19 protein-coding genes and 1 rRNA gene are annotated in these 18035 nt (G+C 47.7%); 7 read left to right on the top strand and 13 right to left on the bottom strand.

Annotated elements, in window-relative coordinates; all coding sequences use genetic code 11:
* A 16S ribosomal RNA gene (locus ACFYU8_RS13985) occupies positions 1–89 on the bottom strand; the annotation flags it as partial.
* A 412-nt stretch (positions 90–501) separates the two neighbouring features.
* On the opposite strand from ACFYU8_RS13985, the gene ACFYU8_RS13980 reads away from it, so the two are divergent.
* Entirely contained in the window at positions 502–783 is a 282-nt protein-coding gene (locus tag ACFYU8_RS13980; protein WP_007720859.1) for a hypothetical protein, read from the top strand.
* Positions 784–849: 66 nt separating this feature from the next.
* Here the strand turns inward: ACFYU8_RS13980 and ACFYU8_RS13975 are convergent, their stop codons facing one another.
* Genes ACFYU8_RS13975 through ACFYU8_RS13965 form a run of 3 tightly spaced genes read right to left on the bottom strand, consistent with a single transcriptional unit; the run spans position 850 to position 4063 of the window.
* Positions 850–1626 carry a fumarylacetoacetate hydrolase family protein gene (locus tag ACFYU8_RS13975; protein ID WP_390299785.1) on the bottom strand — a complete coding sequence of 259 codons (777 nt, stop codon included), beginning with the start codon at positions 1624–1626 and terminating at the stop codon, positions 850–852.
* A 42-nt stretch (positions 1627–1668) separates the two neighbouring features.
* Positions 1669–2868 (bottom strand): tRNA uracil 4-sulfurtransferase ThiI, encoded by a 1200-nt coding sequence (gene thiI, locus ACFYU8_RS13970; RefSeq protein WP_390299782.1) that lies wholly within the window; start codon positions 2866–2868, stop codon positions 1669–1671.
* Between the two features lie 25 nt (positions 2869–2893).
* Positions 2894–4063 carry a cysteine desulfurase family protein gene (locus ACFYU8_RS13965; protein WP_390299779.1) on the bottom strand — a complete coding sequence of 390 codons (1170 nt, stop codon included), beginning with the start codon at positions 4061–4063 and terminating at the stop codon, positions 2894–2896.
* Positions 4064–4339: 276 nt separating this feature from the next.
* On the opposite strand from ACFYU8_RS13965, the gene ACFYU8_RS13960 reads away from it, so the two are divergent.
* Positions 4340–4486, top strand: coding sequence for a hypothetical protein (locus ACFYU8_RS13960; RefSeq protein ID WP_167402443.1), 147 nt, complete (start codon positions 4340–4342; stop codon positions 4484–4486).
* Between the two features lie 112 nt (positions 4487–4598).
* On the opposite strand, the gene dapF is transcribed toward ACFYU8_RS13960, so the two are convergent.
* Entirely contained in the window at positions 4599–5459 is an 861-nt protein-coding gene (gene dapF / locus ACFYU8_RS13955) for a diaminopimelate epimerase (RefSeq protein ID WP_390299775.1), read from the bottom strand.
* Positions 5460–5600: 141 nt separating this feature from the next.
* Here dapF and ACFYU8_RS13950 point away from each other — a divergent pair, with 141 nt between their 5' ends.
* A complete protein-coding gene (locus ACFYU8_RS13950) occupies positions 5601–6131 on the top strand; it encodes a DUF84 family protein (protein ID WP_390299772.1) in 531 nt (176 codons plus the stop codon).
* Between the two features lie 63 nt (positions 6132–6194).
* Here ACFYU8_RS13950 and ACFYU8_RS13945 read toward each other — a convergent pair whose 3' ends face one another.
* On the bottom strand, positions 6195–6776 hold the full coding sequence (locus tag ACFYU8_RS13945; protein ID WP_390299769.1) for a DUF456 domain-containing protein: 582 nt from the start codon (positions 6774–6776) through the stop codon (positions 6195–6197).
* 97 nt (positions 6777–6873) lie between these two features.
* On the opposite strand from ACFYU8_RS13945, the gene ACFYU8_RS13940 reads away from it, so the two are divergent.
* Positions 6874–7464 (top strand): 5' nucleotidase, NT5C type, encoded by a 591-nt coding sequence (locus ACFYU8_RS13940; RefSeq protein ID WP_390299766.1) that lies wholly within the window; start codon positions 6874–6876, stop codon positions 7462–7464.
* Between the two features lie 61 nt (positions 7465–7525).
* Here ACFYU8_RS13940 and ACFYU8_RS13935 read toward each other — a convergent pair whose 3' ends face one another.
* On the bottom strand, positions 7526–7750 hold the full coding sequence (locus ACFYU8_RS13935; protein WP_390299763.1) for a DUF1540 domain-containing protein: 225 nt from the start codon (positions 7748–7750) through the stop codon (positions 7526–7528).
* Between the two features lie 100 nt (positions 7751–7850).
* On the opposite strand from ACFYU8_RS13935, the gene ACFYU8_RS13930 reads away from it, so the two are divergent.
* Positions 7851–8630 carry an SDR family NAD(P)-dependent oxidoreductase gene (locus ACFYU8_RS13930; protein ID WP_390299760.1) on the top strand — a complete coding sequence of 260 codons (780 nt, stop codon included), beginning with the start codon at positions 7851–7853 and terminating at the stop codon, positions 8628–8630.
* Here ACFYU8_RS13930 and ACFYU8_RS13925 read toward each other — a convergent pair.
* Both ACFYU8_RS13925 and ACFYU8_RS13920 read right to left on the bottom strand, forming a co-directional pair.
* On the bottom strand, positions 8607–9863 hold the full coding sequence (locus ACFYU8_RS13925; RefSeq protein ID WP_390299757.1) for an MFS transporter: 1257 nt from the start codon (positions 9861–9863) through the stop codon (positions 8607–8609). The genes ACFYU8_RS13930 and ACFYU8_RS13925 overlap by 24 nt on opposite strands.
* A gap of 146 nt (positions 9864–10009) precedes the next feature.
* Positions 10010–11218, bottom strand: a complete 1209-nt coding sequence (locus ACFYU8_RS13920; RefSeq protein WP_390299754.1) for an MFS transporter — start codon at positions 11216–11218, stop codon at positions 10010–10012.
* 164 nt (positions 11219–11382) lie between these two features.
* Here ACFYU8_RS13920 and ACFYU8_RS13915 point away from each other — a divergent pair, with 164 nt between their 5' ends.
* The gene (locus tag ACFYU8_RS13915; protein ID WP_390299751.1) at positions 11383–12117 is read left to right on the top strand and encodes an ArsR family transcriptional regulator; all 735 of its coding nucleotides are present in this window, start codon (positions 11383–11385) and stop codon (positions 12115–12117) included.
* Complete coding sequence (locus ACFYU8_RS13910; protein ID WP_390299748.1) at positions 12089–13408, top strand: MFS transporter; 1320 nt, start codon at positions 12089–12091, stop codon at positions 13406–13408. Before ACFYU8_RS13915 ends, ACFYU8_RS13910 begins: the two co-directional genes overlap by 29 nt.
* A 70-nt stretch (positions 13409–13478) precedes the next feature.
* Here ACFYU8_RS13910 and ACFYU8_RS13905 read toward each other — a convergent pair whose 3' ends face one another.
* From ACFYU8_RS13905 to ACFYU8_RS13890, 4 genes are read right to left on the bottom strand one after another with little or no spacing between them, the layout of a single operon-like run.
* Entirely contained in the window at positions 13479–14915 is a 1437-nt protein-coding gene (locus tag ACFYU8_RS13905) for a serine hydrolase domain-containing protein (RefSeq protein WP_390299744.1), read from the bottom strand.
* A 33-nt stretch (positions 14916–14948) separates the two neighbouring features.
* Positions 14949–16061, bottom strand: a complete 1113-nt coding sequence (gene menC / locus ACFYU8_RS13900; RefSeq protein ID WP_390299741.1) for an o-succinylbenzoate synthase — start codon at positions 16059–16061, stop codon at positions 14949–14951.
* Positions 16042–17049 (bottom strand): ABC transporter ATP-binding protein, encoded by a 1008-nt coding sequence (locus tag ACFYU8_RS13895; protein ID WP_390299738.1) that lies wholly within the window; start codon positions 17047–17049, stop codon positions 16042–16044. The genes menC and ACFYU8_RS13895 overlap by 20 nt, the downstream gene beginning before the upstream one ends.
* Positions 17046–18035: an ABC transporter ATP-binding protein gene (locus tag ACFYU8_RS13890; protein ID WP_390299735.1), complete on the bottom strand. Its 990-nt coding sequence runs from the start codon at positions 18033–18035 to the stop codon at positions 17046–17048. The genes ACFYU8_RS13895 and ACFYU8_RS13890 overlap by 4 nt, the downstream gene beginning before the upstream one ends.

Raw genomic sequence — 18035 nt, 5'->3', positions numbered from 1 at the left:
CCGCTAGCCTCCGAAGAGACTCGCTCGACTTGCATGTATTAGGCACGCCGCCAGCGTTCGTCCTGAGCCAGGATCAAACTCTCCAATAAAGTTTGTTACTGGTTCAAAGCTGGCAAATCATTTAATGATAGACTCATTAACGCTTTCGCTGTTCAGTTTTCAAAGAGCATTTTGTGTTGTTCGCCCGAAGGCGACTTCTCGATCTTATCACATCGCATCTTCTTTTGCAAGAGGTTTTTTCAACCATTTCGCTTCGTTCAGCAGCGACAAGATCTAATATAACAAAATCACCAGATACAAGTCAAGGGTTTCTTTCACTTTTTTATTGATGATTTTTTATTTGTATTGATTGTTTCGAGCAGAATTTAAATATAAATGAATTAGGTGACGAAGTCAATAGGTAAAACGAATAGTGATTCTCTTTTTATTTCACACTATAACCGCTAGGCTTTTTAGTTGCGTATCCGTGAAAGTATCCAATAACAAAACGGCGGTGTTACTATGGACCCGAAACCAACCTATGAAGAATACGAAAACGATAATTACAGTGAATTATCTACTGTAGAGTCACAGCGCAATGAAATCCTTCAGGAGGAATTCCCGGAGGGGCCTTTTGGAGCTGCCACCAACGAAACCCGCTTAGGGAAAGCAACAGGCTGGGAACCCGGACAGCACTCCACCACCACTCGATTCACTTACGAAACACGGCAGATGCATCAAGATCTCCCTAGACAAGACCCATCCGCGCATCCCATTCATGATGATCCGAACAAAGAAGAATAAGAATAAAAAACCAAGCCCCCACTTAAAAAGCAGGGGGCTTGGTCGTTCTTATCAAAGAATGTATGACTACTCCTCAGCAACTACATGAGTCGTTAAGGTTCCGATCCCTTCAATGGTTACCGAAATTTCGTCACCTGGAACAAGTTCGCCTACACCAGATGGAGTCCCGGTCAAAATAACATCGCCAGGACGAAGCGTCATGACCGCGGATACAGCTTCGATCAGTTGCGGAATCGAAAAAATCAGTTGGTCAGTGCGAGCATCCTGACGCACTTCCCCGTTTACTCGTGTCACGATACGCAAGTTATGATAATCCAGTTTGGCTGCAATAGCAGGTCCAAGCGGACAAAACGTGTCAAAGCCTTTTGCCCGTGTCCATTGTCCATCGCTCATCTGCAGATCGCGAGCGGTCACATCAATCGCACAAGTGAATCCCAAAATATAATCGTCTGCATCCGCAACCTTGATCTTTTTGGCCTCTTTCTTAATCACCACGGCGAGCTCGCCTTCATAATGAAGGTTCTGTGTCAGCTTTGGATAGACGATGGGCTCACCAGGTCCAATGACAGTTGTTGATGGCTTCAAAAACATCAACGGTTCTTTTGGCAGGTCAATCCCCATCTCAACCGCATGGTCCAGGTAATTCAATCCGATGCACACGACTTTGCTTGGATCACTTGGCGCCTTTAACGCGACCTCGTCCAAAGGCAACTCAAGGCCCGTCATAATCGGTTTTGCTGTATGGATTTTGTAAATGTCCCCTTCAATCACACGTACTTTGTGATCCTCTTCCACCATCCAGCCATGCTTCACCTTACCATTGCGCTCATAACGGATTATCATGGTTCCTTCTCCCCCGTGTCGCGATTTTCTCTATACCTGCTTTTAGAACAGGTCGGTTGTCGTTTCTTTTGGCTTCGTTGTAATCTCTTCTATTTCAGTTCGCGCTACAGCATCCTCCACTAACGCTTCTACATCCAGCGCTTCCTCAAATTTTGCGGCGAGGCGAGGCTTCGGTCGCGTCACAGGATTTTTCGGTGTAAACACTGTGCAGCAGTCTTCATAAGGCAAAATAGACAGCTCGTACGTATCGATTTGGCGAGAAAGGTCCACAATGTCTACCTTGTCCATGGCGACGAGTGGTCGCAGGATTGGGATCGAAATCACCTTGTTGATCGTGTCCATGCTTTCCAAGGTTTGCGACGCGACTTGACCGAGGCTTTCTCCTGTTGCGAGTGCCTTGGCATTGGTATTTTCTGCAACACGCTCCGAAATGCGCATCATGAAGCGACGCATGATGGTGATCAAATAGTCTTCAGGACATTTTTCACGGATGGCAGTTTGAATTTCTGTAAACGGTACGACGTGGAGACGGACAGTTCCTCCCCATTTGGTCAGCTTATGAGCCAAGTCACGTACTTTTTGCAAAGCACGCTCGCTCGTAAACGGATAGCTATGGAAGTGAATCGCTTCAAGCGTCACTCCACGTTTAAGCATCATCCAGCCAGCTACAGGACTGTCGATACCCCCAGATAGAAGCAGAAGTACTTTTCCGCTTACCCCAACTGGCAAGCCGCCTAGTCCCTGGATGGTTTCGCAACTAATGTAAGTACCCTCTGTGCGAATTTCTACATTAACAATCATATCCGGCTCATGCAAATCTACACTGATAGCTGGAAGGGCACGCAAGATGTGTGTTGCCACCATGCGGTTCACTTCCATCGATTGAATTGGATAGCGTTTATCTGCGCGACGAGAAACCACGCGGAAGGTACGCGGCTGTGGGTCCATTTGACGAACCAACTCCAGCGCTTTTTCCTTGATCGTTTCAATATCAGGATCTACCTGGATCGTCGGACTAAAGGAAGAAATCCCAAAAACGCGCTTCAATCGCTCCATAACCGCATAGGCGTCCTCCCCGTGCAGTTCCACATACATACGACCGTAATTGCGGCGAACTTTTACTTTAAAAAATGAGCGCAGTACGTTTCTCACACTTTTGATAAGTGTCTCTTCGAATTGATCGCGGTTTTTCCCTTTCAACGCCAATTCACCATAACGAATCAAAATAACATCGTAGTTCATGTTTATCTCCTTTTAGTTGTCCACACTATTTTCTATGAGCGGGGGCAGGTTGTTGTTTGATATAAGTACGAAGCACACTTACGCATTCCTCTAACGCCTTCAGAAACTGCTGAATGTCCTCCGCTGTATTTTCCCGGCCCAGACTGACCCGCAGAGACGACAACGCGCAATCCCGCTCGATACCAATTGCAGTCAGTACTCGGCTCGGTTCATTAGCTTTGGATGAGCACGCCGACTTGGTGGATACCAGAAAGCCTTTTTCCTCCAAAGCATGCAACAGGACTTCCGCTTTTACTCCTGGCACTGACAAGTTCATAATATAAGGAGCCGTATTCTCTTCCGGGGTATTCACGATGCAACCTTCGATAATTGCAATCCCTTCTCGAAGCTGCTGATTCAATTTTTGCAGCCTAATTATCTCGACGCTGCCCAGTTCTTCTAGAATCCGGATTGCTTTTGCCATACCTGCGATGGCTGGGAGATTTTCGGTTCCTGAGCGAACACCGCCTTCTTGACCGCCACCCATCATCAGAGGGTGAATGATCAAGCCTTCTCGTTTATACAAAATGCCTACTCCTCTAGGGCCGTAAAACTTGTGAGCAGAGACACTCAACAGATCAATCCCTGAATCCTTGATGCGCAAAGGAACTTTCCCAATTCCTTGGACAGCATCGACGTGAAACAAGACTTTCGGGAATTGCTTCAACCATTGTCCGATTTCCAAGATCGGCTGAATAGTTCCCAGCTCGTTGTTCACATGCATGACCGTAACAAGAATCGTATCCGGACGCATTGCTTTCTGAACATCTTCTACCGACACGCGACCTTCACGATCTACCGGCAAATATGTCACGGCAAACCCTAGGCCTTCCAACTGTTTGCAGACATCGTATACAGCCGGATGCTCTACCTGCGTTGTAATAATATGTTTCCCTCTGTTTTGATATTGAAAGGCTACACCCTTGATCGCCGTATTATTGCTCTCAGTACCACCTGAAGTAAAAATAACTTCACTTTCTTTACAGCCCAAGTACTGTGCAGCAACCTTTCGCGCCTGCTTCAGTACATTTTCCGCCTCTACTCCTTTTTGATGCAAAGAAGACGGGTTTCCATAGTAACTTTCCATCGCGCGTCTCACGGTTTCAATCACTTGAGGATGAGGCCGGGTAGTCGCACTGTTGTCCAAGTAAATCACCAGTAAACACCTTCCTAAGGGCAAGATGCCCGAATACTACGCTTCATCATAACATGACTTTTCGTAAAGAACATACAAAGTATTGCACTTCTCGACCTTATTTTTCCCCGAGTTCGTTGCTCTCAAAAGACCAAATCAGACAATCTGAACAACCGTTCACAGACTATTCACGGATAAAGCGCTTACATCCAAATATAGGCTATTTACATTGGTTTGGCCTTTCGTTAGAATAGTCAATAAATTTAGATAAAAAACAACAACAAGGAGAGAACCACCATGACAGCACAAGCCATGCAAGAAGAAATCAAGAAGATGGAAGCCGAATTGAAAAGACTGCAAGCGGAACTGGCGAAGATGAACAAAAATACCCCACAGTACGATCGCACGGATGTCGCGTACTTACATGAGGTGTATAACGGGTGATACTCATTCGAATTCGATAGCGTGGTGACGGCAAGGAGGAATCGCCGTGACCACGCTATTTTTTGTAAAAAACCGCTCCAGTCGATTTCGACGGAACGGTTTTGGCTTGCTACTATTTAAATGGGATCTCTCCCAAATACTCACCGGAAAAAACTTCGGTAGCCGGACCCGTCATATAGACTCGGTTATCCGCTTCCTTCCATTCAATAAAGAGATCTCCTCCTGCCAAGTGAACAGTGACTTTTCTATCTGTCTTTCCACTTAAGTGGGCAGCTACTGCAGCAGCGCAAGCTCCTGTCCCACAGGCAAGCGTTACACCTGATCCCCTCTCCCATACACGGAAAAGAATTTCCTCCTGATTCAATATTTGGATAAATTCGACGTTGGTTCTCTCAGGAAACCATTCGTGGTACTCGATCATTGGCCCGTAATGACGAACATCTTCTTCCTTCACTTCATCGACGAAAAGGATGGCATGTGGATTGCCCATCGAAACAGCAGTCATCGTAAACGCGGTTCCATCGACCTCGATTACCTCTTCTCTCACTTGCTCTTCAGGAATGCCTGTCATCGGAATCGCTGCTCGCTCAAAACGAGGCTCCCCCATATCTATCGTTACTTGATCCACCTTACCGTCTGCTCCAAGGGAAACAACAGGGGTTACGGTTCCACCTAACGTCTCCACTGTAAACGTTGTTTGCTCCGTCAAACCGTGGTCGTATACGTACTTACTCACACAGCGCAAGCCGTTTCCGCAATTTTTTGCCTCGCTGCCATCATTGTTAAATACCCGCATACGAAAGTCTGCTCGTTCAGATGGCATAATAAGGATCAGTCCATCGCCGCCAATACCAAAATTCCGATCGCTCACCCTTCTTGCCAATTCGGGTAAATCTACACCCGACAAGTCTTCATCAAAACAGTTGACGTAAACGTAATCATTACCCAAGCCATGCAGCTTTGTAAATTTCATCGTCCACTCCTCTTTCTCTCTCGTATGATAGGTCTGACTCTTTTCTACGCATTATCTTATCACAACCTAGAGAATCGCGGTCGAATCAAAAGGTGGTATACTACCACTAGCATCGATGATGGAAAGAGGTGGAACAAGCCGTTGGATTATCATATTTTCCGTTATGCACTCGGAACGATAAATGAAGCAAAACGTCTCGCTGTGCAAAAAGCAACCGGAACGGAGCCTTTCTGCTTATCCGTCCCCTCGGGCGTAGCGGCTCAGCCGATGAGTGAGGAAGAAACGATTACAGGAGCGATTAATCGAGCAAAAGCTGCACATAGTCAAACCCCGGAAGCAGAGATTGGGCTAGGCTTAGAAGGCGGACTTATGTGCGATGAGCAGTTTACAAAACAATGGTATTTGATTTCCATCTGCGCAGCCTGGAATGGAAGTGAGCTGTTTATTGGAAAAGGTTTAGCTTTTCCTATTCCGAATCAAGCCGTCCAGCGAATCCAGCAGGAGCAAATTGAGCTTGGCACTATCATAGATGAATGGGGGAAAACCGTTGGCAGTAATCATCGCGGTGGTGCCTACTCCCTCTTAACGGATAATCGCGTACGACGTTCCGATGTTTTTTGTGACGCCGTTATCGCAGCGATTACGCCTTTCGTTTCCTCTTTGTACAAATAGCAGTGAGCAACACAAAAACCTCTCCGGCTGAACGAACCGGAGAGGTTTTGCGGTGTGATGCTTTTAGCGAGCCGTATAGTACGGGTAGATGACTAATGCGCCCAAAATGGCAATAGCCCCTACGATCATCGCCCAGGCTCCCAGAGTCTTCGAGTTGCGTCGATACGCCAAGTAGCCAAGCACCATACCAATTGGAGCCACCACGTACGGCATGAGAAACAAGGACAGGATCGATAAGCCCAAGCCAGTCATCCCGATACCGCTGGCACCATTTTCCCGGGTTTCCTCGTCTGTGTCGATCTCACTGGCAGCACGACTAGTCGGAAACGGCTCGGCAATTTCCGCCGCAGCCTCGATGTCGTCATCTCTGACTCTGGCGACCGGTGAACGGTCCTCTTTTGTCAGAACAACGCCATCCAAACGCTCCGAATAGTCGTTTCGCTCCTCATCCAGCTCGCCTGTATAGCGCTCTGTAAAGGAGTGGGGATCGTAGTGAACCCTGCGCCTCGACCGCTCTTCCTCTTCGTCAAAGACGGCCTGTGTCCAAGTATTCGCTGCAAACTCCCTGTCGTGCTGATCAACCGTCTCGGAAAAACCGGTATCTTCCTTCCGCTTCGCATCATTACGTTCGTGTCGATCCAACATAGCATGCTCAGCCCCTTTTTTGGTAAAGGATTATTTAAGTGAAGGAAGTAGCCTTATTGTCTGCCTACGTTGTACAATTTAAACGGGAGGCGAGAGAATGAAACCAGACAAAATCCTAACCATTGGCATTGATATTGACGGTACAGTCACATCACCTAGCAGTATTGTTCCGTTGATGAATGAGAGCTTTGGAAGAGATTTACGATATGAAGATTGTGTGGAGTACAATTTAGCCAATGTGTATCAAATTACGGACGCAGAGTTCGAAATGTGGCTGGATCAAAACGGGGAGCGCCTTTATGATGGTGCGCCTGTTCACGGAATTGCCGATCAGGTTTTACGCGATTGGTTTTCCTCCCACAAGCTGGTATATATAAGTGCTCGTGAGGATCGTCACCGCGATGTGACCTTACAATGGTTTGCTCGCTACAATATCCCTCACCATGAAGTGGATTTGATTGGGAGCCACGACAAGCTGTCAGCTGCCCGCAAATGGGGAGTCGACCTTTTTTTGGAGGATCGTCTAGAGAACGCTTTGCAATTGTCAGAAGCGCTGCAAATTCCCGTGTTCTTGTTTGACACTCCTTATAATCAAGCTTCCCTTCCTCCGCTCATCCATCGAGTCACTTCTTGGGAAGAGGTTGCCGAGAAAGTCAACGAGCTTTTTCTGGCTAAGACAAGCGTATAGGTCAAATAGCAAAAAGACGTATCACCATTGAGGGATACGTCCTTTTTGCGCCGAGGCCGCGTTATTTCTTCGTGGAATTCTTCGGCTTGAACGTCAGACAACAGGTCTCAGACGATGTTTTTGCCTGATCCTGATGCTGCGTGTTTTGACCGTACTCGCCCGCGAATTCTTCATTCAGGTTTGCGTTAGCGTGTGCGTCAATTTCTACCATAATCTCATCGGCGTTGCAAAGGTTGCCCTGCGCCCAATACTCACAGTTTGCTACAGAACATTTTACTGCTGGCATGTGCATTCACCCCCTAGAGGCTAGCCTTCACAACAACTCAGGGGGTTATACTTGCCATTCATAATGGAAACAAACTCTACTCCAGAAAGAGGAGGATGACATGTCGACTCCCCGTATTGTCGTCATCACCGGGGCTTCTAGTGGACTTGGTCTAGCTCTGACACGACTTCATTTGGAAAAAGGAGATTGTGTGATTGCCACAAGTCGCAAAGCCATCAGCGAGGAACTCGTATCGTTACAAAAAGCCTATCCGAATCGTCTCCATCATTACCCGTTAGATGTTAGCAGCAATGAAGACATTCGGCAGTTCGCTGCATGGGTGCACATCCGTTTTGAACGTTGCGATTTTCTTTACAACAATGCCGGGATGGCAGTCTTTGAACCACTTATCGAAATGCGCGTAGAGGAACTAGAAGAAACATTGCGAACGAATATTTCCGGTGTTCTCTACACGACCCGAGCCTTTTTGCCGATGATGCTTCAACAAGAGCAAGGTCATATTATCACGGTTGCCTCACTTGCTGGACAGGTAGCAACAGCCAAAGCTGCGGTATATGCAGCCAGCAAAGCAGCTGTCATCCGCTTTAGTGAAGGATTGCGCCACGAACTGCAAGACAGTGGAATTGCTGTTACCTGTGCCATGCCAGGACCGATTGACACACCCTTTTTGGATAAGGCAGACAAAACGGGTAGCTATCGCAGCAAAGTGAGTCGGTATTTATTGACACCGGAGCAAACGGCAAAGGCCATTTATCGAGCGGCGGAAGCAAAACGTCCGGAGGTTGCCATGCCATTTCGTCTGCATGCGCTCTCCCGCATCTACTCCCTTTTGCCTCAGTGGCTAAAACAACTCGTCTCACCTCTCCTCAATCGAAAGTGATGAGGAATCCTCCAAGTTTTTCAATGCCCCGAATGCAATGATACCGAAAATGATACATACGGCTGCTCCGGCTCCAATGATCCCTTGAACGCCCAGGAAGGGTATGAGGAAGCCAGAGACAGCCGCACCTGCCGGCATTCCTGTCCCCGTAATCGTGCGAACACTGGTCAATACCCGCCCCAAGAGAGCATCCGGCACCTGCTTTTGCAGATAGCTTCTGTACATGATGTTATAAGGAGCAAAGCAAAAGCCCGCCACAACCATCGAAGCCATCGCGATCTCCAACCTCGAGAACAAAGCGATCGGCAAAGTGGTCACTCCCCACGCCACGATAATTCCTGCTAGCGTCGAGCCCAACGGAAGTTTCCACGTAACCGTCGAGAAAAAGAGTGAGCCTAGTAATGCCCCGACTGCTAAAGAAGACCACAGCATCCCTAATGCAATTGATCCTCCTGCCAAATCCTGATTCGCATACAGCGGTAGTGCAATTTCAATGGGGCCGTACGACATGTTAAACAAAAACGTAAAGAAAACAAGAATGATCAATTGCTTGCGTCCAAATAGGTAGCGATACCCTGTCCGCATGTCACTCAGGAGAGAACGCATGAACACTCCCATTTGGCCTTTTGCAATCGCTGTTGGATTCGCACTTTTCGTAAGCTCTCGCGGCAACCGTGAGAAGAAGAATGCACATACAAAAAAGCTGGCCGCATCGATCAACAGAACATAAGCTTCACCAATCAACCCGATTAAAACACCCGCGAGTGCCGGTCCAAACATATAGACAATTTGCCATTGCGTTTCCATAACGCCATTCGCTTTGACCAATTGATTTTTGTCCGAGACGATTCTAGGCAACAAAGTCTGCGCCCCAGCTGTACTCAACGGAGAAAGGATTCCCGCAATCACAATCAACACGTATATCACAAACAACGGAACTTGATCGACTTGCAATAATGCGACCAATGCTAAAAAAATAAGTCCTCGCGCCACATTGTCCATCATGATGAGCTTGCGCCGATCAAACCGATCGAGCAAAACTCCCGCTACTAAACCAGCAAAAACAGCAGGGAGCATATACGCAAGAACGACCCCACCCATCGCAGCAGGTGAGCCTGTTTTATTCATGACAAACCACGTTAAGCCCATCCAGCCAAACTGATCCCCCAGACCAGATAAGAACATCCCCAGCCAGTACCAGCGAAATGAACGCTGCCGCCATAATTCCTTCATGCTGCATCTTCCTTTTTCTCTTTTTTCCATTCATTGTATAATTAGATTCATACTTTTTCAATAATTATATTTATTAAATCTAAAAGTTTCATTTTGTATAAAAAAGAGCCTCTGCTCCAAATAAGCAGAGGAATCTATCTTAAGTCTCACTGTACGTCTGCGATCTTTTGCAACTTACGACGGCTCCAAAGCCACAGAAGTCCTGCTGCAACCCCAAAGAAACCAAGCCACACGGAGACAGCGGCACTGCCCACCTGCTCCGCACTGAATCCGAGAATCAAGCAACTCGCAGAAAAGCTTCCCATGGTCGCCATTTCCCGAATGGAAAAAACGCGAGCCAAATAAGCAGGATCAGACAATCGTTGAAGCTTCGTCACAGACAAGATCGATGAGCTAAACTGAGCAGTTGATGCAAATAAGATGGCAATCGCCAGCCCAAGTAGCGGTTTCGCATGAAACACGGCGATAATCGAACATCCCATCGCTACGAGTGCCCATCCTTGGACATGCCACGTTCCCTTTTCGCTCAGGCTGTCAGCCAGCTTGTTCACGGCAATCCCAGCTATCACACCCCCGAGACCTAACGGAATGTCCAAGAGTCCGAAGACATACAGGCCCTCTCCCCGCTCCGTAAGAACATAGTACATCAGCATAATGTAATAGGCGCCACATACCCGTTCCGCCATCTGATAGCCGATCACACTGCCAATCTCCCGATGTTTGCCGATATAACGGAAGCCCTCTTTTAGCCTTTCCATAAAAGGAACAGCCGCTTTCGATACAACAGAGTCAGCGATTTGCGGAAGCGGAAGCAAGATGAACAGCGACAACAAATAACAGGCGGCATCGAGCAAAAAGTTGTAACGATAGGAGAATAAGTAAACCAGAACTGCTGCCACACCCTGACAAACGATAATGAGAAAAGAAGTCGTCCCCTGCAAAAGGGAATTGGCAGCCAATCTGTCCTTCTCCTCCACGGATTGTACGATCGCTACTTGCATGGCTGGTTGGAAAAAAGCACTGCAAATATTGACCAGAATCAATAACAAAAAAGCCACCCATAAGTAGGTCGCAGATGTGATGAAGAAAAACAAACTGACAAGAATGCCACGAAGTAAATTGACGACAATCATGACCCGCCGTTTATCCCAATTCTCCACAAGCGTCCCAGCGAAAAAGCTGGCAAATACATAAGGGAGCATACGAAACACAGTACCTGCCGCAAAAGAAAGACCCGATCCACTTAAATCATGTAAAAGTCCAACGACCGCAATAAACGTAAATTCATTTCCGATGATGTGAACAATATGGGCCGTATACAAACGGCGAAAGACGGGATGTTGTAAGATCGACACAGGAATGCATCCTCTCACCGTTTTCAATATTGTAGCATTTGTCAAAAAATAAGCGCAAATTGTTCTTGCGGAACGGATCGTTTTGTTGTTACAATACGTTCAAATAAATCTGAACGTCTAAAAATATGAAAACATTCACGTTCAGTGAAACGAGGTTGATCGACTTGAAACGATACGTAGTTGTGGAAACTTTGGATCAATTAAAAGCTGTCAGCGATTCCTTGCGCCTACAGATTATCACGATGCTGGTCAAGGAGGAATACACAGGCAAGCAGCTCGCGACCCTTCTCTCCCTTTCTCCCTCTAAAGTGCATTATCACCTAAAGGAATTGGAAAGCCACGACTTCGTTGAGGTCGTGCGTACGGAAGAAAAGAACGGGATCGTGCAAAAGTTTTATCGGGCTGTTGCTTACGACTTCAAGGTTAGTGATGATTTGCTGCCCTCCCTGCGCGAAGACAGTATCCTGTTGCAGGAAACGATGCTAAATCACCTGCGCTCCAGTATTAATCGCCTGTATAACGCACCAGACGAGTCATTCATGCTCTTTTCGGATCAAGAGGATCGTCCTCCTGCAATTGCAGTTAACTCTGAAGTGAAAGCACCTCGGAAAGAAATATTTGCTTGGCTCAATAAATATCAGGCTTTACTTGAGGAGCTATCCGAAATGGAAGATCGCCACTTAGAGAGGATTGCTGCTGGAGAAGCGGAGGATACGATTGAAAACTTTTACATGGTCACGGTCGGGTTCATGACGAATGAACGTTACTACGTCGCAGAAGACGATTCCTTGCCAGATAACTATGAGCACCAACAGTCTGAATTCAAGCATTTCACTGGCAAGATTGTGGTGAAGAAAAAGAAGGAGGAAAATGGAGATGAGCACTCTGGCGACAAATAATTCCCTTTGGAAAAATGGATCGTTTGTCCGGTTATGGTGCGGCACTTTATTTTCGGCAATGGCTGACGGAGCTTTCTTCATCCTGCTCAACTGGTATATCGTGAATGCCATGGGCTCAGGAGCAATCCTCGGCACGACTTTGATTTGTTTATCCATCCCCCGTCTCCTCTTTATGCTGGCGGGCGGGGTGGCTGCTGATCGTTTGAATCGAAAATGGATTATGTTTTCCTCCCTTTTGGTTAGGGGAATTATTTTAGCCTGCTTTAGTTTGCTTATGCTTCAAGGAAATGGCGCCTGGTTCCCAGTGAGCCTGTACGTCATGGCGGCTTTATTCGGAACAGTCGATGCATTTTTTTGGCCAGCACGCAGCTCGATTCTGCCCTCTCTTGTCTCTCGAGAACAACTTGCGCCAGCTAACAGCTTAATGGAACTATGCCATCAGATTAGCTTGGTTGCCGGACCGGTAGTTACTGCCTTACTACTTGGAACTGTTAGTTATCCGATCATGTTTATGATTTTGGCATGCACCTTCTTCGTAGGAACACTCTTTGTACTCTCTCTCCATTCACACTCATACACCAAAGACACTACTTCAGAGTCTTCAACAGAATCAAGGGCAAGCTCATATTTCAAAGATATCGTGGGGGGAATTCGTTTTACGTATTCAATCCCGATCCTTGCTCTTATTTTAACAACATCACTGTTCACCAACATGATGTTCTCCGGCCCAGTTAACATGATCATTCCTATTCATGTAAATGACCTCGGATGGGACGGGAGTGCTTTTAGCTCACTCAGTACCTCACTTGGAGTGGGCATGATTGTCGGCGGTATTTTGACTGGATTGTTTAAAGGATTCCGTGGAAAATTTATGTTACTCCCTGTAATTCTCGGATGTATGGGAGTTGGAATCAGCTCGTATTATTTCATTGAGGAGCTTTCCTTTGGACTTGTCTCTCATTTTCTCATCGGAATGGCACTCAGTATGACGAATATTCCGTTTATCACCTACATTCAGAGTATCGTCCCTGCCAACATGCTCGGTCGTGTCATGTCATTGCTTTCCTTGATGTCCGTCGGCTTCGGACCAGTCAGCTATGCACTGTGCTCCTTTCTTCTCGCCAAAAACATCGCAACACCGGGTCTTCTATTATTCTTTGGCGGTATCATATTTGCAAGTATCAGCCTTAGCCTGTTCTTTTTCCGCTCGTTCCGGCAAATGGAGCAGCACCCGAACTGGAAGCGACCTATGGTAGAGGAGCAGCAGCGTCCTGCCACCCTTTCTTCGTAACGCCTCTACTATAAATAGAAAGAACGCGCACCTTGCAAGCATGAGCTCTTGCAGGTACGCGTTTTGCTATTTATACGGTTTGTTCTTTTTCAGCAAAGACCTTTATCAGCTGACGAGCACCAAAGCCCATCCGTGTGACTACTCCTGCCTCATCTCGTACAAAGCGGATAAACGCGTCGGTTTCTCCGCGTTTCATGACGAAGCTGTCTTCTCCCACTGATCGAAGTGGAATGTTCGTCCCGTTACTCTTTGCTACCAGCTCATTTTCTTCGATTTCAACCGATACGATCGCCCCTTCGGAAGAGCGGTACTCGCCTGTAAATGCAGGGAGTGCTTCTACAGCCAGCTCATAATCCGGATATTGGAACGGTACCGTATCCGTAGAACGTCCATTGGTCGCATTCAAAATGCCGTGCATCAAATCCGCCATCGGGCCGCCATCTGTGTTCATGAGAATGGCTCCTGTCAGATTACGCTCCGGGAAGACAAAGATTTGTGCCGCAACTCCCTTGATCGCTCCGCCATGCTCAATGAGTGTTCCATCATGGCAATTGGCTACAAACAATCCATAGCCATATGCTTGAAACGGAGAAATCGGGAAATGAGGCGCTATCATGGCCTGCACACTCTCCGGTGAGAGCAAGCGATTCTCGCCTACCAATCCACCCGTTCTGAATATTTCGGTATAGCGCAATAGATCGTGAATCGTCGATTTTAGAAAACCAGCGGAGCGCATCGATGGTGAATCCCACCACGATGGGGAACGGTGTACCTCACCGCCATCCTTTGGACTTTTTCGGGTAAACAAGGTAGCTACCTCTGCTCCCTCTGGCAAATCTTCGACGAGAAAGGCACTGTTCTTCATCCCGGCAGGCTCCAAAATATGGTTATGCACAAACTTCTCGTAAGATATCCCACTCACTCGTTCAATAATCAGACCGAGCATGGCATAACTGTCGTTGGAGTAGCTAAACTCCGTTCCAGGCGCACCTAGAAACTCGTAATCCAGCTTGCCGATGTAGGCCATGAATTCTTCTTTTGTATTGATCTCTTCCACTTTATCGAGATCAAACTCAAGACCGGAGCTAGAGGACTTAACGTCCCCACCCTTCAGAATACTTCTTTTCATCGCACCAGCTAATGTATCCAATGGAGGGAATCCGGCCGTATGTGTCATCAAATGATGGATCGTGATCTCCCGGGTATAAGCTTCATTTGGTGTACGGAGTTCGGGGAGATACTTGACGACAGGATCATGTACAGAGAGCTTTCCTGCATCCTGAAGCTGCATGATCGCCACGCATGTAAAAGACTTGGTCGCGGAACCGATGCCAAACACCGTATCAGGCGTTAATGCTTTTGCATCCTCTGTGTTGTCTGCCAAACCGAAGCCTTGGAAATACCCCAACTCTCCTCGCTCTGCCAATCCGACTGCTGTTCCTATTACTTTTGCCTCTGCAAGCAGCTTTTGCGCGTATTCCTCAAACGATTGAACCCAATCCGCCATGTTCCTTCTCCCCTTTTCACTTTAGCTTTTGGTTTAAGGCCGGAAGTTTGCCGTACGAATCACATAGTTGCCGATCGCCTTTTCGTTCAGGACGTAACCGATGCCCGGGCTATCTGGAACAGCCAATTGACCGGGAGCCATCAGCTCTACTCCATTCTCCACGATGTCTTCCTCCCAGTAACGACTGGAGGCGGCTGTATCACCTGGGATCGTAAAATTCGGCAAAGAGGTAATCGCAATATTGTGCGCGCGTCCGACACCTGACTCAATCATGCCTCCGCACCAAACCGGAATGTCGTGTGCCTGACATAAGTCGTGAATGCGTTTGGACTCTGTTAATCCACCGACCCTCCCCACCTTGATATTAATAATGCCGCAACTACCTAGCTCTATCGCTTTTCTGGCATCATCTACATTGTGAATGCTTTCATCGAGACAGATTGGAGTGGACAGCTCTCTTTGCAGCTTGGCATGATCGATAATGTCGTCATGTGCGAGTGGCTGTTCGATCATCATCAGCCCATATTGATCCAGCTCCTTCATCACAACCAAATGCTCCATTGTATAAGCAGAGTTCGCATCCGCCATCAGCGGGACACCCTCGCCAAAGCGTTCGCGGATCGCTCGAATCACCTCTACGTCAAAGCCCGGCTTGATCTTTACCTTGATCTTCTTGTAGCCCTCACCGAGATGGCGCTCTACTTTTGCCAACACCTGATCCACTGTTGGTTCAATGCCGATACTGATCCCGACATCGATGACAGATTTCTCTCCTCCTAATGCTTTAGCGAGAGAGATTCCTTTTTGCTTGCTGTAGAGATCCCAGATCGCGCCTTCTAAAGCCGCCTTCGCCATGTTATTGCGCCGAATAGGGGCAAATAGCCGATCCACATCCTCCGGGGTCTCGATCTCACTCGTGAACAGCTTCGGAATCATAAACTTTTCCATCATGTGCCAAGCTGTCTCTGTCGTTTCTTCACTATAATAAGGGGCGGACATCGCCACACTTTCCGCGTGCCCTACCTCTCCCTCTCCATACACACTGACCAGAATGAGTTCCTTGATGGTCGTATATCCAAAGCTCGTTTCGAAACGGAAACGAAGTGGCATGTGTAGTTGCTGCAATTCAATTCGTTCGATTTTCAATGTACTTCATCCCTTCTGTTCCATATAAATGACAAGCGACATAATGTTGTGGCGAAGCTAGTGTAGCGACAGGGCGTACTGTGCGGCAAATATCCGTAGCATATGAACACCTGGTATGAAAAGCACACCCAACTGGAACATTCGCCGGAGAGGGAACATCCCCGGAAAGAACGATTCGCTCCTTCTTCCGAAATGGATTGGCTTTGGGAACCGCTGACATGAGCGCTTCTGTGTACGGATGTAACGGGCGCGTAAACAAATCTTTTTTGCTGGCGATTTCGACGATTCGTCCGAGATACATCACCGCAATTCGGTCGCTGATGTGGCGAACGACACCTAGATCGTGTGAAATAAACAGATAGCTCAAGCCTAGACGTTGCTGCAAATCCTGCAAAAGATTCACGATCTGCGCCTGAATGGAGACGTCAAGTGCTGAAACCGGCTCATCTGCTACGATCAATGAAGGTTCCACCGCCAGTGCTCGAGCGATCCCGATCCGCTGCCGCTGCCCTCCGCTAAACTCATGTGGAAAGCGAGTAGCGTATTGTGCATTCAGTCCGACCATCTGAAGCAGTTCCCTTACTTGATCGCGTCTTTCTTTCGCAGACAGCTGCGGATCTTTGACGCCTAACGCTTCCTCCAAAGCCCCTTGCACGGTCATCCGTGGATTTAACGACGCATACGGGTCCTGAAACACGATTTGCATTCGTTTGCGAAGTGGACGAAAACGTGCAGCCGACATCTCCGAAATGTTTTGCCCCTCAAATTCAATCGTTCCACCCGTAGGCTCTATGAGTCGCATGATGCTGCGACCAGTCGTTGACTTGCCACAACCGCTCTCTCCTACCAACCCAAGCGTTTCGCCTTTTCGCAACTGGAAAGAAACCCCATCGACTGCCTTGATCACTTCGTCACTATTGCGAAATAGTCCTTTGCTAATGGGAAAATACGTCTTTAAATCGTTTACCGATAACAAGATATCGCTCATACCGCCATCTCCTTGTTCTGGTACAGCCAGCATCGAACAGCCTGTGTGCCTGTGCCCGTTGCCATCAGCGGCGGTTTTTCTTGGTGACATCGCTCCTCGGCCTGCGAGCAGCGGAAGCGGAATGCACACCCTTGTGTCACTTCACCCAATAGCGGGACACTGCCTTCAATCGGATCGAGGCGCAGCTTCTCCTCCTCATCCAGATCCGGGATGCAGCGCAAAAGCCCAATCGTATACGGATGCTTCGGATGCGAAAACAAACTGGCAACATCAGCTTCCTCTACGATCTCCCCGTAGTACATCACAAGTACTCGATCAGCCATTTCAGCCACGACACCCAAGTCATGCGTAATGAGCAGCAGAGAAGTGTGATCGGTCTCCTTCAAATCATTCATTAGCTCCAAAATTTGCGCTTGTATGGTCACATCCAGTGCTGTCGTCGGCTCGTCCGCGATCAATAAATCCGGGTTACAAGCCATCGCCATAGCAATCATGACGCGTTGTTTCATCCCACCTGATAGCTGATGGGGATACTCCCGCATGATGTCTTCCGCCCTCGGCACGCCCACTTTTTTGAGCATCTCAATCGCTTTTGCTTGGCGTTCTTTTTTCGATAAATCGGTATGCAGCTGATACACTTCTTCTAGCTGTCTGCCAATCGTATGGACCGGATTAAGTGACGTCATCGGTTCCTGAAAAATCATCGCGATATCCTTGCCGCGAATGTTGCGAAGTTCACCAGTACTCAACTGGTTCAATAAGGTGTCGCGAAACCGAATGCTTCCCTCCATCTGTGCATTCGTCCGAGACAAGAGTCCCATGATTGCCAAGGACGTCACGCTTTTTCCACAGCCAGATTCGCCTACCAACGCTACCGTCTCACCTTTTTTCAGTTGAAAAGAAATGCCTTGTAGCGCTGGCAGCTCGCCCTTATCCGTCTTAAACTGCAAGCGTAAATCATTTACTTCCAAGAGTACTTCTTTCAT

This window comes from Brevibacillus sp. NPDC003359 (genome assembly GCF_042878995.1).
Taxonomy (GTDB): Bacteria; Bacillota; Bacilli; order Brevibacillales; family Brevibacillaceae; genus Brevibacillus.
Note: the sequence above shows the minus strand (reverse complement) of the source record. Positions and strands in the feature narration are given on the sequence as shown.

What these genes read in the sequence shown, in the direction of transcription:
- ACFYU8_RS13945 (WP_390299769.1), bottom strand. Translation starts at nt 6,776, where the DNA reads ATGTTGGATCGACACGAACGTAATGATGCGAAGCGGAAGGAAGATACC.
- ACFYU8_RS13910 (WP_390299748.1), top strand. Translation starts at nt 12,089, where the DNA reads ATGGAGATGAGCACTCTGGCGACAAATAATTCCCTTTGGAAAAATGGA.
- ACFYU8_RS13895 (WP_390299738.1), bottom strand. Translation starts at nt 17,049, where the DNA reads ATGAGCGATATCTTGTTATCGGTAAACGATTTAAAGACGTATTTTCCC.
- ACFYU8_RS13940 (WP_390299766.1), top strand. Translation starts at nt 6,874, where the DNA reads ATGAAACCAGACAAAATCCTAACCATTGGCATTGATATTGACGGTACA.
- ACFYU8_RS13905 (WP_390299744.1), bottom strand. Translation starts at nt 14,915, where the DNA reads ATGGCGGATTGGGTTCAATCGTTTGAGGAATACGCGCAAAAGCTGCTT.
- dapF (WP_390299775.1), bottom strand. Translation starts at nt 5,459, where the DNA reads ATGAAATTTACAAAGCTGCATGGCTTGGGTAATGATTACGTTTACGTC.
- ACFYU8_RS13925 (WP_390299757.1), bottom strand. Translation starts at nt 9,863, where the DNA reads ATGAAGGAATTATGGCGGCAGCGTTCATTTCGCTGGTACTGGCTGGGG.
- ACFYU8_RS13980 (WP_007720859.1), top strand. Translation starts at nt 502, where the DNA reads ATGGACCCGAAACCAACCTATGAAGAATACGAAAACGATAATTACAGT.
- thiI (WP_390299782.1), bottom strand. Translation starts at nt 2,868, where the DNA reads ATGAACTACGATGTTATTTTGATTCGTTATGGTGAATTGGCGTTGAAA.
- ACFYU8_RS13975 (WP_390299785.1), bottom strand. Translation starts at nt 1,626, where the DNA reads ATGATAATCCGTTATGAGCGCAATGGTAAGGTGAAGCATGGCTGGATG.
- ACFYU8_RS13930 (WP_390299760.1), top strand. Translation starts at nt 7,851, where the DNA reads ATGTCGACTCCCCGTATTGTCGTCATCACCGGGGCTTCTAGTGGACTT.
- ACFYU8_RS13890 (WP_390299735.1), bottom strand. Translation starts at nt 18,035, where the DNA reads ATGAAAGAAGTACTCTTGGAAGTAAATGATTTACGCTTGCAGTTTAAG.
- ACFYU8_RS13935 (WP_390299763.1), bottom strand. Translation starts at nt 7,750, where the DNA reads ATGCCAGCAGTAAAATGTTCTGTAGCAAACTGTGAGTATTGGGCGCAG.
- ACFYU8_RS13960 (WP_167402443.1), top strand. Translation starts at nt 4,340, where the DNA reads ATGACAGCACAAGCCATGCAAGAAGAAATCAAGAAGATGGAAGCCGAA.